Source organism: Acinetobacter sp. A3, from assembly GCF_012371415.1.
Lineage (GTDB): Bacteria > Pseudomonadota > Gammaproteobacteria > Pseudomonadales > Moraxellaceae > Acinetobacter.
On sequence record NZ_JAAZQW010000049.1, the window covers coordinates 1 to 15,413 of the forward strand.

The 15,413-nt window shown below is 42.0% G+C and carries 11 protein-coding genes; 5 read left to right on the top strand and 6 right to left on the bottom strand.

Translation table 11 applies throughout. The features are described 5' to 3' along the window. Window positions 1–345 precede the first annotated feature (345 nt). From HHA42_RS11865 to HHA42_RS11880, 4 genes are all read left to right on the top strand, one after another. Window positions 346–1,695 (top strand): aromatic acid/H+ symport family MFS transporter, encoded by a 1,350-nt coding sequence (locus tag HHA42_RS11865; protein WP_168526628.1) that lies wholly within the window; start codon window positions 346–348, stop codon window positions 1,693–1,695. A gap of 434 nt (window positions 1,696–2,129) precedes the next feature. Next, window positions 2,130–3,326, top strand: coding sequence for an MFS transporter (locus tag HHA42_RS11870; RefSeq protein WP_168526630.1), 1,197 nt, complete (start codon window positions 2,130–2,132; stop codon window positions 3,324–3,326). A gap of 192 nt (window positions 3,327–3,518) precedes the next feature. Then, the gene (locus HHA42_RS11875) at window positions 3,519–5,891 is read left to right on the top strand and encodes a YgiQ family radical SAM protein (protein ID WP_168419406.1); all 2,373 of its coding nucleotides are present in this window, start codon (window positions 3,519–3,521) and stop codon (window positions 5,889–5,891) included. A 344-nt stretch (window positions 5,892–6,235) separates the two neighbouring features. Next, window positions 6,236–6,778: a DUF2726 domain-containing protein gene (locus tag HHA42_RS11880; protein ID WP_168526632.1), complete on the top strand. Its 543-nt coding sequence runs from the start codon at window positions 6,236–6,238 to the stop codon at window positions 6,776–6,778. Between the two features lie 119 nt (window positions 6,779–6,897). Here HHA42_RS11880 and HHA42_RS11885 read toward each other — a convergent pair whose 3' ends face one another. The 5 genes from HHA42_RS11885 to mdtD all read right to left on the bottom strand — a co-directional run bounded on the left by HHA42_RS11885 (window position 6,898) and on the right by mdtD (window position 12,123). Continuing rightward, complete coding sequence (locus tag HHA42_RS11885; protein WP_168526634.1) at window positions 6,898–7,251, bottom strand: RidA family protein; 354 nt, start codon at window positions 7,249–7,251, stop codon at window positions 6,898–6,900. A 431-nt stretch (window positions 7,252–7,682) separates the two neighbouring features. Then, on the bottom strand, window positions 7,683–8,738 hold the full coding sequence (gene dinB, locus HHA42_RS11890) for a DNA polymerase IV (RefSeq protein ID WP_168526636.1): 1,056 nt from the start codon (window positions 8,736–8,738) through the stop codon (window positions 7,683–7,685). Window positions 8,739–8,786: 48 nt separating this feature from the next. After that, on the bottom strand, window positions 8,787–9,830 hold the full coding sequence (locus tag HHA42_RS11895; RefSeq protein WP_168526638.1) for an MBL fold metallo-hydrolase: 1,044 nt from the start codon (window positions 9,828–9,830) through the stop codon (window positions 8,787–8,789). 34 nt (window positions 9,831–9,864) lie between these two features. Next, complete coding sequence (locus HHA42_RS11900; RefSeq protein ID WP_168526640.1) at window positions 9,865–10,656, bottom strand: GH25 family lysozyme; 792 nt, start codon at window positions 10,654–10,656, stop codon at window positions 9,865–9,867. 75 nt (window positions 10,657–10,731) lie between these two features. Further along, entirely contained in the window at window positions 10,732–12,123 is a 1,392-nt protein-coding gene (gene mdtD / locus HHA42_RS11905) for a multidrug transporter subunit MdtD (protein WP_168419398.1), read from the bottom strand. 183 nt (window positions 12,124–12,306) lie between these two features. On the opposite strand from mdtD, the gene HHA42_RS11910 reads away from it, so the two are divergent. Continuing rightward, window positions 12,307–14,199 (top strand): choice-of-anchor I family protein, encoded by a 1,893-nt coding sequence (locus HHA42_RS11910; RefSeq protein ID WP_168419397.1) that lies wholly within the window; start codon window positions 12,307–12,309, stop codon window positions 14,197–14,199. Between the two features lie 147 nt (window positions 14,200–14,346). On the opposite strand, the gene HHA42_RS11915 is transcribed toward HHA42_RS11910, so the two are convergent. Next, entirely contained in the window at window positions 14,347–14,967 is a 621-nt protein-coding gene (locus HHA42_RS11915; RefSeq protein WP_168419396.1) for a TIGR00730 family Rossman fold protein, read from the bottom strand. Window positions 14,968–15,413 lie beyond the last annotated feature (446 nt).

Genomic DNA, 15,413 nt, shown 5'->3' on the forward strand with positions numbered 1-15,413 from the left:
AAACCTCTTCGCGCTGATGGTAGTGTGGGGTTACCCATGTGAGAGTAAGTCATCGCCAGCTCATTATTCGAAACACCCTCAACAAATGTTGAGGGTGTTTTTTTATGGATAAAATAAAATATTAAAAAGAATAATCACATTTTTAATGTTGTAAAAATAATATTAAATACATAATTAATAAAGGGATTTAGACTAATGTTGAATTTTTATTTTCCTTGTTTTGTGTGAAAGTTACACAATCTACTTGAATAGCAAAGTGGACATGGATGACTGATAAAAATGAAAGTCTTCACTGTAAAAAACGCTATTTGAGTTCACTGAAACACAGCTCACAGGAGGTGAGGAATGGCACATCAAGCAATTAACGTGAATGATGTCATTGATCACGCAAAATTCAAACCATTTCATTTTAATGTCGTGGCATGGTGTCTACTGATCATTTTATTTGATGGCTACGACTTGGCAATTAATGGCGTTGTTTTGCCATTATTGATGGATGAATGGGGCTTGAGTGCTGTTCAGGCGGGTATGCTTGCCAGTACTGCCTTGGCAGGTATGATGTTTGGTGCCATGATTTTTGGTTCTTTGGCCGATAAAATTGGCCGTAAGAAAGTCATCATGATCTGTATTGTGCTATTTAGTGGTTTAACCTTTGCGGGTGGTTTTGCTTCTAATCCCACTGAGTTTGCAATTTTACGTTTCTTGGCGGGTCTAGGGATTGGCGGTGTAATGCCAAACTTGGTGGCATTAACTTCAGAATATGCACCTAAAACTATGCGTAGTACGCTCGTTACCACGATGTTCAGTGGTTATGCGGTTGGTGGTGTAATGGCTGCATTACTCGGCTCATGGTTTACCCCAAGTTTTGGTTGGGAAATCATGTTCTTTATTGCAGGGATTCCATTATTTTTATTACCTGTGATTTGGAAATTCTTACCTGAGTCTTTGACTTTTATTGTAAAAGAAAACAAGCAAGATCAGGCACGTCCAATTGTGGCGCGTTTAGCACCAGATTTGAAAATTACGCAAGACACAACATTTGAATTGTATCAAGCAGATGTACCAGAAGCGGCCAATGTGGTGAGCTTGTTTAAACGTGGTCGTGCAGTCAATACACTATTGTTTTGGTTGGCGTTCTTTACTTGCTTATTAACCATGTATGCACTGAGCAGTTGGTTGCCAAAATTAATGATGGCAGCTGGTTACTCTATGGACAACAGCTTAATGTTCATGATGGTGATGAACGTAGGTGCAGTTGTGGGTATTGTGGGTGGTGGTATTTTAGCAGACCGTTTCCATCTAAAACCTGTGTTAATGTTCTTAGGCATCATGGGTGCGTTGGTGATGAGCTTGATGGGCTTCCAGTCTAATCAGCTCCTACTTTATATCTTGGTATTTTTGGCAGGCGCGGCTTCAATAGGCTCACAAATGTTGCTATATAGCTATGTCGCACAATATTACCCACTTGCAGTACGTTCTACAGGGATTGGTTGGTCATCTGCGATTGGCCGTATGGGTGCGATTGTAGGGCCAATCTTAATTGGCGGTTTGTTGGGCATGAACTTGCCCGCTCACTTCAATTTCATGGCCGTAGGTTTACCTGTCTTGATTACTGCAATTGCTGTTGCCTTAATTATGAATGAAGATGAAGCTGAACAAATTAAAGCTGGCAAAGCAGTAGCCGCAAAAGCTTAATTTGAAGTTCTGATCATAAAAAATCCTCAACGTTGCTTGGGGATTTTTTATGGATTGTATTGATTAAAAATAGATAAAATTGCCAATAAAAGCATAGATAAAATATGCAGATAAAAAGAAACCCCATCATCCTGACGGGGTTTCTTTGTATTTCGTGTTTTAGGTATAACTCCTGTCGTACCTCACGATCCTGATGCGCAAACATATTATTGTTGTTTTCTGTTTGGGAAACGTCCTGTTTCCTGATGATTTAAGAATATCCAAGCTGCACTCGGCTGCCTAGCATCTAATAGCGGCAGTTGTTGTAAGCAAAAACTGACAAGGCTATGTGGGTTTGGATTCAGTCGAAACTGATAATTTTGAGCAAATGATAAAATACTGAACTTATTTTTGTGTATAAACAGGCGTATACTGAGACTAATCTGGGAGTAAATATGTCTGATTTGTCTGCAGCATCTCATATTCAGTATGGCTCAAAACCGTTTAAGGCAATTCTTTTTTCACTGTTTTTAGCAGGGTTTGCTTCTTTTTCGATTCTGTATTGTGTGCAGCCAATGATGCCAATTTTGGCAGACTTTTTTAACGTTACGCCAACGCAAAGTAGTTTTCCGCTGTCATTTTCTACGGTGGCCTTAGCTGTAGGTTTGCTATTTACAGGTTTTATTTCAGATCGTTTTGGGCGTAAACCCATTATGGTGATGGCGTTATTTCTCGCTTCAATTTTGCTGATTTTGAGCGCTTTATTGCCCATCTGGCCGTTCTTTTTAAGCACCCGAGTTTTGATTGGTATTGCTGTTAGTGGTGTTGCTGCTGTAGCCATGACCTATATTGGTGAAGAAATTCAGCAGCAAGATATTGGCTTTGCCATGGGGCTGTATATTTCAGGCACAGCCATTGGCGGTATGAGTGGGCGTTTAATTGCAGGGGTCTTGGTTGATTTTGTCTCTTGGCAAACGGCAACTTTGGTGATTGGCGGATTAAACCTGATCATCGCAATTATCTTTTATTTACTCTTGCCTGCATCTAAAAACTTTACAGCGTATCCAATTCGCTTATCACGTTTTAAAGATGCCTTTGTGGCCAATTTAGCAGACCGTAAATTAAGAATCCTGTTTCTGCAGGGCTTTTTGTTGATGGGCTGTTTTGTCAGTATCTTTAACTATATTAGTTACTACTTGTTAGCCAAACCATTTGAGCTTTCTCAAGTTTGGATTGGGGTGATTTCAATTGCCTACTTGGCAGGCATTTACAGTTCATCCCGTGCGGCAAGTTGGGGAAATCGGATCGGGCGTGAACGGGTATTGCCAGTGGTGATCGTACTGATGCTTGCTGCACTTTGGCTGATGTCGATTGCACATTTGGTGGTAGTATTACTTGCCTTGCTCTTATTTACCTTTGCCTTTTTTGCAGCGCATTCTACGGCCAGCAGTTGGGTGTCAATTCAGGCACTGCAATATCGTGCGGTAGGCTCATCTTTATACTTATTCAGTTATTACATGGGTTCTAGTTTGCTGGGTAGTGGTAGTGGGCTGATTTGGGAACAATGGGGTTGGACAGGACTAACTTGGGTGATGAGTCTGGTTTTAGGCTTGGCTTTGCTGGGTGCATGGCGTTTAAAAGTAAAAGTCTGAACGATGGCTTGATGCAATTTCGGCTTTATTGATTACATCATGATCCTTTACCTACACAAAATTAATAAAAATTAGCCACCTGATTTTGCATATTTTTTAATCAAGCAAGATGAATAGAATTCATGCTAAAATGATCGGCTTTCATCTTTGATGACTGCCGATCTTCCACTTGCCAGCCGAGAATTGCAAGCCATGTCTACTGCTTATACTGCTCAGACCGCACCCAAAGCGTTGTTTGATTACGACAAATATTGGGCGTCATGTTTTGAGCCTGCGCCATTTTTGCCGATGTCACGCGAAGAAATGGATCAGCTGGGTTGGGATGCCTGCGATTTTATTCTAGTTTGTGGCGATGCCTATATTGACCATCCTTCTTTTGTGTCAGGTGTGATTGGTCGTGTGCTTGAAGCACAGGGCTTTCGTGTTGGCATTATCGCACAACCAGACTGGACCAATGTGGAGTCGTTTCGGGTCTTAGGTAAGCCAACCATTGCTTGGGGCGTTACCGCAGGCAATATGGATTCGATGATCAACCGCTATACTGCAGACAGAAAAATCCGTTCTGACGATGCTTATTCACCAGACAATGTACCGAATAAACGTCCTGACCGTGCTGCAACCGTGTACTGTCAGCGCTGTCGTGAAGCTTTTCCTGATGTGCCTGTTTTACTTGGCGGGATTGAAGGCTCTTTGCGTCGTATTGCGCATTATGACTATTGGTCAGACAAAGTTCGTCGCTCCATTTTAATGGATTCTAAAGCAGACTTGCTGATGTACGGCAATGGCGAGCGTTCCATTATTGAAGTCATGCACCGTTTGGCTAAGGGTGAAAAAATCCATGACATTACCGACGTACGTGGAACCGCATTTATTATTAATAAGCATAACCGTGCGGCCAAAGCCAAATTTGTTGAAATTGCATCGAATGATGTGGACAGCGTAGGGCGTGTCGATCCAATCATTAACCCTTATGTGATGACCGAAGATTTAGACGGTTGTGAGATTGAAAAAGAAAAAGGCAACAAGCTTGCCCAATATCAAAATTTCCAAAAAGATGTGGTGAACAATCCGATTGTGCGTGAAGGCGATCAGTTGGATGCAGATACCCAGATTGTACAATTGCAACCTGCGTCTAAAGCCATTAAACACAAATTACCACCACGTGAGCTGGCTGTCATTCGTTTGCCTTCTTTTGAAGAAGTCAGCGCAGATCCTGTGTTGTATGCACATGCTAACCGTATTCTGCATTTAGAAACCAACCCAGGTAATGCCCGAGCGTTGGTACAAAAGCATGGTGAACGTGATGTGTGGTTGAATGCACCACCTATTCCATTGACCACTGAAGAAATGGACTATGTGTTCGATTTACCGTATGCACGTTTGCCGCATCCAGCTTATGGTAATGCACGTTTCCCAGCCTTTGACATGATCAAGTTTTCGGTCAATATCATGCGTGGTTGTTTTGGTGGTTGTACATTCTGTTCAATTACCGAACATGAGGGACGGATTATTCAAAACCGTTCTGAAGAATCGATTTTGCGTGAAGTCGAAAAAATTCGTGATACTGCCCCTGGGTTCACAGGCATTATTTCAGACTTGGGCGGTCCAACGGCCAATATGTATCGTTTGCACTGTAAAGACCCAGAAATTGAAAAGAATTGCCGTAAACCATCCTGTGTATTCCCAGGCGTATGCCAAAATTTACATACCGACCATGCGCCATTAACTCAGTTGTATCGCAAAGCGCGTGAGTTGAAAGGCATTAAGAAAATTCTGATTGGTTCAGGCTTGCGTTATGACTTGGCGGTGTTGAACCCTGAATATGTTCGTGAGTTGGTGACGCATCACGTGGGCGGTTATTTGAAAATTGCGCCTGAACATACCGAAAAAGGTCCATTATCTAAGATGATGAAACCGGGCATCGGAACTTATGATCGCTTTAAACAGATGTTTGATCGTTTCAGTAAGGAAGCAGGTAAAGAGCAATATTTGATTCCGTACTTTATTGCTGCGCATCCGGGTACCACCGACTACGACATGATGAATTTGGCCTTATGGCTGAAAAAGAATGGTTTCCGTGCCGATCAGGTGCAAACTTTCTATCCATCACCAATGGCGACGGCTTCAACCATGTACTACACCGGTAAAAACCCACTGGCTAAAGTGGCGCGTTATACTGAAAACGTAGATATTGTAAAAGGCGAAAAGCGTCGTCGTTTGCATAAGGCTTTCTTGCGTTACCATGATCCGAATAACTGGCCGTTGCTACGCGAAGCTTTAAAAGAAATGGGGCGTGCCGATCTGATTGGTAATTCTAAACAGCATTTGATTCCGACCTATCAACCGCAAGGCACAGAAGGGCAATATCAATCTGCACGTAAGAAAAATTCAACAGTAGTGGGTGATTCGCAAAAACGAACAGGTCAAACTGGCAACCGTGGTCAGAATAGTAATCGTCCGAAGAAAGGGCAGATTTTGACTCAGCACACGGGTTTGCCACCTCGTGAAACAGGCGAAAAACGTCCATTTTCACAGAAAAAATCTAAGCCAAAATCTAGAGCTTAAGTTAATTCGGAACTGACCAAAGGACGCTGCTGCGTCCTTTTTTATAGGTATTTTCATTTCATCGGAATTGTTCGACAATCGAAATGCTTAAGCATTGCATTGTTTTTTAAGCATGTTATACAGTACAGACATACGAAGATAAAAAGCACGCTGCTATATGCTACAGCACTTAGACAAAAGGCTAGCTTGTGAAACAAAACGTCTATTTCTATGATGGTTTTGTGAGTGTTGCATGTAGTTTCATAAATTGAATGCTTAAATAAAAAAGCGTGTTATATACTGATTTGATGAAAAAATCGGCATGAAGCCGAAACAACTATAAAAATGATTTTAAGGAATGAATTATGACCATTTATATTTTGATAGGGGTTTTTATACTTATTTTCTTTCTCTTGATGACGGTAAAGAGTTTGGAAAATAAAGAAAAACCTCAGGACAGTGCACTGAAGCAACGTGCGATTTTCAGTTTGAATGAACAACTGACCTATACACGTTTGCAAGAAATTTTACCTAAGCATACCGTATTGGCGCATGTGTCTTTTGATGCCTTGCTGACCACGAAATTTTCTCGTACTCGCCATAAATATCGCAATATGGTGGCTGACTTTGTGGTGTTAGATGCAAACAATCAGGTGGTGGCGATTGTCGCTTTAGATGATGTTTTAATGCTGAAACGTAGCCGTAATGCACAATATCAGGATGAGTTATTGCGTTTGGCGGGCTATAAAGTGCTGCGTTATGAAGAAGTGCCAGAATATCACGAATTACGCGAAGCTTTTGGGCAGTCATCATCATCGTATGCAGATTTAGAAGATTTGGATACTGCGCTAAAGAAGTATGATTTTTTAGCACATTCTGTACGCCATAAGGTGAAAGTTTTGGGCTAAGCCGTTGCAGCTAAAATTGCTTGATCGATCATATGAATCAGCATGTCGTCATGACATGCTGATTTTTTTTATTAGCTGTGATTCTTGATTTAATCGGTCTGTTTTAGGTTTGGTTGGGATTAAGATTTGACTGCAACAACAGTCATCTCAACCAAAACATCGGGGTGATACAGTTTGGCTTCTACACAAGTACGCGGTAAGGCTTGAATGTCTGCCACCCATGCATCCCAGACGCTATTCATAGCGGCATAATCACGTTCTATGTCTTTCAGAAAAATCATTACTGACATAATCTGAGATTTATCGGTCCCTGCATCTGCCAGTAAACGGTCTATCATCGCTAAAGTTTGCTGTGTCTGGCCATAAATATCTTGCTGTGTGTCTTCAGCCAATTGTCCTGCCAAATGCACTAAATTGCCTGAAATGGCAATTTCAGAATAACGTTGTTGAACATGCAGACGTTGTACAGCCATGGAATGTGATCCTTGCACCAAACAATAGGGTTAAAGCGTGCACTATTATAGAGGTTGGCAATTTATTGGAAAATAGAAGCGATGCCACTTTAAGTAAGATTTAGAAGAATTGAGCTGTTTGATCAGAAGAAGATATGGAGAGGGTGTGTTCGATTGGGCGAAGTGCCAAGCGCAGAGTTGTCCTGTAATCTTCGGATTTGATCGTCACGCCAATCACAGGACAAGTATGCCAAAAGTAATGGTGATTTTTGGCATCTCAGCGTATGTACGGATAAATACATCGCGCGCATAGATTACTCTAAAAAGCCCTGCTGTGAAGTGCAAATTGTTTTATTTTTATTCTTTTGTCTGAATTTTATACAAATGGGTAGCACTGAGTGTTTGTAGAGACAGAAAATCACTACATTCAAAAGTATAGTAAATACTAGGGTTTAAAGTAAGGACAATTGCGCTTGTTCTTCGGCAGGGCTGAGCTGATATAGTCCGACACCAATTAAACGAAATTGATCTTGCGGTGCAATATGCATTTCAGCCAGGAGTATTTGCAATACATCTTCCAAGTCCTTTTTACTAGACAATGGCTGTTTAAAACTTTTACTGTGCTGTAAGACCTGAAAGTTTTTGAGTTTCAGCTTGGCGGAAACGCCATGTGCGACATAATGCTTTTTTTCTAAACTGTGCCAAACTTGATCGATTAAACCTGACCAGTAGCCAGTACATTCCGCTAAGGTTAAATCATCATCAAAGGTAATTTCTTTAGAAATTTGTTGGCGTTCACGTTCTGCTTGTACAGGACGTTCATCTATACCTTGTGCAAACAAAAACAGGCGCTGACCGTATTTGCCAAAATGATGAATCAGAATATTTTCTTCAATATGTTGTAAATCGCCCAAAGTGGTTAAGTTCAGACTTTTGAGTTTTTCCTGAGTGACTTTACCTACGCCTGGAATTTTCTTGAGCGGTAAGTCTTGAATAAATTGCTGTACTTGACTGGGTTTAATGACACAAATGCCATTGGGTTTGTGCCAGTCAGAGGCAATTTTGGCTAAAAATTTATTTGGCGCAACACCTGCCGAAGCTGTTAAACCTGTACATTGAAAAATATCTTCCCGAATCCGCATCGCAACTTCGGTTGCACTTGGAATGTGCTGTAAATTTTCTGTGACATCCAAATAGGCTTCATCTAAAGACAAGGGTTCGATCAGTGGCGTATAACGCTGAAAGATTTGATGTATTTGCGCAGAGACTTCACGGTACAGGGCAAAATTGGGTTCTAGTACCACCACTTGCGGGCAGCGTTTGCGGGCTTGTGACATCGACATGGCTGAGCGTAAGCCAAACTCACGTGCAGGATAAGACGCTGCCGCAATCACCGCACGTGGATGATGCGAGGCAATGACCACAGGCAAATGTCGTAGCTCGGGGCGACTGCGCAGCTCGACAGATGCATAAAAGGCATCCATATCAATATGAATGATTTTTCGCATGGTACAGAACAATAGTTGAATCGTGTAGATTTCAACAGTATCGCATGTTTAGGAAGCAGGGTGTAGCTTCTGACGCAGCGGATAAGGCGTAGTGGTATCTAACAAAATCACCTGTGTGTTTTGCGATTCGGCATATTCAATCAGGCCTTGCATGCTGCGTGGCCCGTGGTCAGCAATGCGGGGTAAAAATTGCAAAGTTTGAGATAAAGGTAGAAAAAAGTTATCCCAGTGAATTGGGATGACCACGCTTGGTCGTAGTGTGCCTAGAGTTTCATCTAAATACTGCTGCTGAAAGCTTGTAGATTGTTTAGAAAGTTGTGCAATGCCCAAAAATAGGGTGTCGACCTGCAAATGTTGTAGTTGTTTGGGAATGGCTCCTGTGCTGGCTTTGACCAAAATATTTTGTTCAGGATGCTGAATGTAATAGTCGAAACTGCCACCTTCTTTAAATTCATAAAAACGGGCAGGCAAATGTAAGGGGTGGGTGATCTGTTCACCTAAATCATTGTTGATGGCTGTGGCAGGTGTGTGCTGTGAAGGAATGGCTGTAATTTTGAACTTTCCAATCTGCAAAGGTTGTGCAGGATTGACGTGGCTTAAACGGGTTTCAGCAATCTTTGCTGCACGGGCAATATTTAAACTGCTGTTTGAGCCGATAATTTGGCTGTGCTGTAGTTGCTGCGCTAAAAATGGCAAATCCAGACTATGATCATAGTGTGAATGTGTGACTAAAATCGCCCGAGTGCGTTGCAATTGATGTTGTTGAATCAAACTGTTGAGCAGATCGGGCTGGCTTTGTAGTCGGCTAAACATAACCTGTGATAATGACGGACGACTGAAAAACCCATCAATTAAAATTTGGCTGTCACCATCATCAAATAATAAGGTGGACACACCAAAATAATGAACCTTTAAGCCAATGTTTGTCGTTTCAGATGTGGTGTTATTTGATGTTGTTGGGTGATTTGATTGGTATTGCCAAGCAGCAAACTGTTCTACTTTACCCGCAGGTTGTAGTAGGTAAAAGAGCGCGAATCCTACGCAAATACTGAGAGCGAGTGCCGCCCAAAGTAGTCCTTTGATGATTTTCATGGTGGTATTTTTTTATTGTGATGCGGCTATCTTGTTATTTTTTGGGCATGGCTTCAAGGTTTAAAGGCTGAATAGCATAACTGTCTAAAAACTGTTGCCATTGTTTGGCATTGCCATAAAAAACATTCAGGTCTACCTGTGTGGCAATCCCTGCAATTTTACCTTGATTGGTATGTTGCCAGAACAGCCATTTGGGCTGACCTGCCAGTTGTGGTTTGCCATGATACTCTCTGACCCACAGTGGTGTATGGGCAAAACTTTCGGTCAATACCATATTGTAGAAGGCTTTGGATACATAAAAAATAGGCTGTTTTTCATAGTGCTGATACAGGGCATCGTGCATGCTTTGAATTTCTTTGAGCAACTGCTCTTTGGTGTAGGTGTTGATGCAGTTACTGTCATATTCCAAATCAATGACAGGTGGTAGGCTGTCCTGCTTTTTGGGCACCGTGTTCATAAAGTTTTCTGCCTGAGTTTTTCCATCACGACATAGCCGATAAAAATGATAGGCACCGACCAAAAAACCACGTTCACGGGCTTTGAGCCAGTTGTGCTGAAATTTTCGGTCTTTAAAGTCACCGCCTTCGGTGGCTTTTAAATAGACAAAGGCATATTTTTGTGGCGAGATTTTATGCCACTGAATTTCCCCTTGATGATGGGATACATCAAAACCCTGAATAGGATAGTCCTGTGCAGCAGCAGGGGACTGTCGCAGAATACCTAAATATATGAATACCGCCAAAATCGCACTACCCATTACGCCAATTGCAATGCGATAGTGTGGCGTAAACTTGGAGCTGGCGTGTGGACGAGATGGTTTGCGCATATTCAGATTTGGGCTGAGCAAAGATCTATCATAACCCGCAGGATGGCTCAGTACTATGTGATTTTTGAGAGCGTTTTAAACCGCAGTATGTCTCGGAATTTTCCAAAACACCATAAATGCCAAAATATTTAATACACCCAAACAAATTAAAGTCGCATGAAAGGCACTGACTAACTGTTCTACGCCGTAATAGGTACTAAATACATTCACCAAAGTACCTGCTAAAGCCACACCAATACTCATGGATAGCATCATAATCATAGATAAAAAACTGTTACCGCTGCTGGCATCCTGTGCGGGCAAATCTTTTAGGGTAAGGGTGTTCATTCCCACAAATTGTAGAGAATTCAGTACCCCAAAAATAAAGAAGTGTAGCGCCCGTAACCATGTGGCAGTTTCAGCGGTGGTCAGTGCAAAACTGGCAATACATGCCCCGACTAGTAAGGTATTGGTCAGTAGAAACTGACGATAGCCAAAACGTTGAATTAAAGGTCGAATAATCGGTTTAGAGACCAGTGAGCCGAGTACGGTAGGAATCATCATCAAACCTGTGATGAAGGGTTCAAAGCCAAAAGCCACCTGTAGCATGATGGGCATAATAAAAGGCATGGCATTGCCACCAAAACGGGCAAAGAAATTGCCTAAAATACCAATGGCATAAATACGGTGGCGGAATAAATCACTGCGAAACAAGGCATTTTGATGCGTATGTGCATGTCGTGCATAAGCTGCTGCAGCCAGTGCACCAATGATTAATAACGCCACGCTCCATAGAATACTTTGTTGTTGATTCGCCAAGTTTTCAATGCCCAGTGATAAGCCTGCCATGGCAAGTACCAGTAAAATAAAGCCCCAAAGATCGAAGCTTTTCACGCTTGCTTCGGTGAGGTTGGGCATGGCTTTGACACAAATCCAGCAGCCCAATATGCCCATAGGAATATTGATTAGGAAAATCCAGTGCCAAGACGCAGCTTCCACCAACCAGCCGCCAAGGGTTGGACCAATTAAGGGGCCAATTAAGCCTGCAAGACTCATCAGACTCATGGCTGATAAAAACTGGGTGCGTGGAATGATTTTTAGCATTGCCAAGCGCCCAACAGGCAAGAGTAAAGCCCCACCTATGCCTTGAATGACCCGATAAATCAGCAATTCATTCAAGCTTTGCGCTGCTGCACAACCTAATGATGCCAAAGTGAAAATAATAATCGCAGCAAAATAGGTATTGCGTACCCCAAAACGGTCTGCCAACCAGCCACTTAATGGAATACAGGCAGCCACCGAAAGTACATACGCCACCACCACGCTATGCATGCGCAAAGGGTCTTCATTCAGACTGTGTGCTATGGCGGGAATGGCAGTATTGACGATGGTAGTGTCTAGCGCCTGCATAAAAAAGCCAATCGAAACCAGAAAAACCAATAGTCGGTATTCAGGATGCAAGGCTTGATGGGTGGGTGTCTGGTTCATAACTCGGGGAAATGGGCATTTGGCTTAGTTTAAACCATTTCAGTGATACACGGGCAGAACCTCAAAAAACATGAAAAGTGTTTGAAAATTCAAAAAAATGCCATGAAATCGTCATCTACCTGTCACGGATTATTCACTTTGAGTTTGTAAGTTGAGTGCATTTAGAAAAATGACGAGCAATTTATGAAAACGCAAATTTCTGCATTAATGTTGGCTTTATTGTCTGTGGGGATGGTGGGATGTAACGATGATAACGATCCTATTCCAGTAAAAGTTGAAGACGAAAAAGTGGTTGAAGCGACGCCTAACAGTATTCAATTAGAATATGTCAGCCGTTATGAATCGGGTATTTTTGATCAAAGTGCGGCAGAAATTCCAGCTTATGATGCCGAAAGTCAGCGTGTATTTATGGTCAATGCAGAAGCAGGTGAGCTGGATGTGATTGATCTGTCTGATGTCACCAATCCAATCAAAACACATTCTATTTCGGCACAAAGTATTGCCCGAGGTGCATCCGTGAATAGCGTTAGTATTCATAACGGGATTCTTGCGATTGCGGTTGAAGCTGCCAAAAAAACCGACAAGGGATGGGTCGCATTTTACCGTGCCAGTGATTTAAGAAAACTCAGTCATGTGCAGGTTGGTGCTTTACCTGATATGTTGACCTTTACCCCAGATGGCAAAAAAGTCTTGGTTGCCAATGAAGGCGAGCCTTCTGATAATTATCAAGTCGACCCAGAAGGTTCCATCAGTATTATTGATGTATCTGCAGGTTTTGAAAAACTGACGGATCAACATGTAAAAACAGCTGACTTTAAAGCATGGGATGGCAAAGAGGCGGAATTACGCAGCAAAGGTGTACGTATTTACGGGCCAAATGCAAATGCAACTGCATCTCAAGATTTTGAACCTGAATACATTACGCTTAGTGCAGATGGAAAAACGGCTTGGGCAACACTACAAGAAAATAATGCTTTGGCAAAAATTGATGTTGCGACAGCCACAGTGATTGATATTTTACCTTTAGGCTATAAACACTATGGCACAGAAGGGAATGGTATTGATGCCAGTGATGATCCGAAAGGAATCAATATTCAAATCCAGCCAAATATTTATGGCATGTATTTACCCGATGCGATTGGTAGTTACGAGGTCAATGGTAAGACTTACTTGGTCACTGCCAATGAAGGTGACGCACGTGCTTGGGGAGAGGATAATAAAGCCTATTTTCAGGGCGATGACAAGCAAGGTTTTGTAGAAGAGTTCCGTGTTAAACATTTAGTGCATAAAGATGGTTTTGATCGTCGTGCTGGTGATGATTTACCGCCACAATTGCGTCAATTGGCCGCAGGTGCGTTATTGAATCCTGTCACGTTTGCATGGTGTGGCGCGACACAAGGCAATGCAGGTGATTGCCGTGCAGACGCTCAATTAGGTCGCCTAAATATCTCTTGGACAATGGGATATGAGCAAGATGCTACAGGTGCACCTGTAATGTATAACGTCAACGGTGAAAAAGACCCATTGGGTGATCGTTTGATGTATAACAAATTGTATTCTTACGGTGCACGTTCAGTTTCAATTTGGGATGAAAATGGTGTGCAAGTTTGGGATTCGGGGGATGCATTTGAGCAATATCTTGCTAGTGATCTTGCCAAGTTTGGACAAAACCGAAATATTAATGCAAAAGACTTCTTTAACACTGGGCATGATGAAGGCAATGCATTGGACTCGCGTTCTGATGCAAAAGGTCCAGAACCAGAAGGTTTGACTTTGGGTAAAATTGGTCAGAAAACCTTTGTGTTTATTGGTCTAGAGCGTACGGGTGGGGTCATGGTTTATGATATTACCGATCCGAAAAAACCAGTCTTCCAAGATTATTTAAATACACGTGAAGATTTTATTAAAGATCCAGCCACTGAGTTTGCAGCAGGTCGTGGTTCTACGATTGGTGACCTCGGCCCTGAAGGCTTAACCTTTATTGCAGCCAAAGACTCACCAAACGGTAAGCCATTGCTTGTGGTGGGTAATGAAGTCAGTGGTACGACAGCGGTTTACCAAATTAAATTAAACTAATTAGTAAAAGCTGAAATACAAACTGAAGAGAGCACTGTGGTGCTCTCTTTTTTTATTGAGCAAATAATACCCTAAAAAACAGTAAAAAAAAGCGAGTCTATGACTCGCTTAAATTTTTGGGCAGTAATAAGCTAAAAGATAAGCGCTTTAACCCACAAAATGGCGTGGTGAATCTAAGTTTTTCAGTGCATTAATAATTTTATGTGAATGATTACAAACAATCAGTTTGGCACGGTGCTGTGGTGGTAAAAAACCCTCATGTACGGCATGATCCAACTGCTGAATCAGGGCATCATAAAAGCCATTTACGTTATATAAAATCATCGGTTTCTGGTGTTGATTCAATTGCCCCCAAGTGGCAATTTCCAAAATCTCTTCAAAAGTCCCTAAACCACCTGGCAAGGCTACAAAGGCGCTGGCACGCTCTGCCATCATCGCCTTGCGTTCATGCATACTTTTAACCACGTGTAATTCAGTTAAATTACTGTGGGCAATTTCATAATCCAGCATAAACTCAGGAATGACCCCCACAGCTTGTCCACCATGTTGTACCACGGTGTCTGCAACCAGCCCCATTAAACCAATACTCGCACCGCCATAGACCATACCAAAACCTTGTTCTGCCAGCTTTCTGGCCAATTGCACTGCTTTTTCCTGATAAATCGGGTTATTGCCAGCACGTGAGCCGCAATATAAGGCAACCAAGGGTTGAGTCGTCTGAGGAGAGGGATTATTCATATATTGGGTCATTCTAGATACGCTATTCATTTATTTTCTTCACCATAACATGTTCTTTTTCTTGGCTCTAGCTTAGTCCCGAAATATGACAATCCCGCAGATCGTTTCTTTTCAATTTGCAAAGATTTGTGATTCTACCGTGACACAGCAGCGCTGCATCTAAAAAAGGGGATGAATCTCAGCGCAAACTTTCCTATACTCAAGGCTTGTCTTACAACTATAGAATCGTCATGGACAGTGGCAGTAGTCGCACCGAACGAATATTTTTTAATGTGATGTCAAGCCTGCAAAGGCAAGCCAAGTTAGCTTCAATACAGGATACGTTTTGGGCGTATTCAGCTTTAGATATTCAGGAGTGATTGATAGCAAATAATTATATTGATAAATATAGTCAAACATATACAATTTAGGTATTAAATTTTAAAAAAACTTGCAATGAAATACTTGACTGAAAGCTTAAAGAAAGTAGAGCAAGA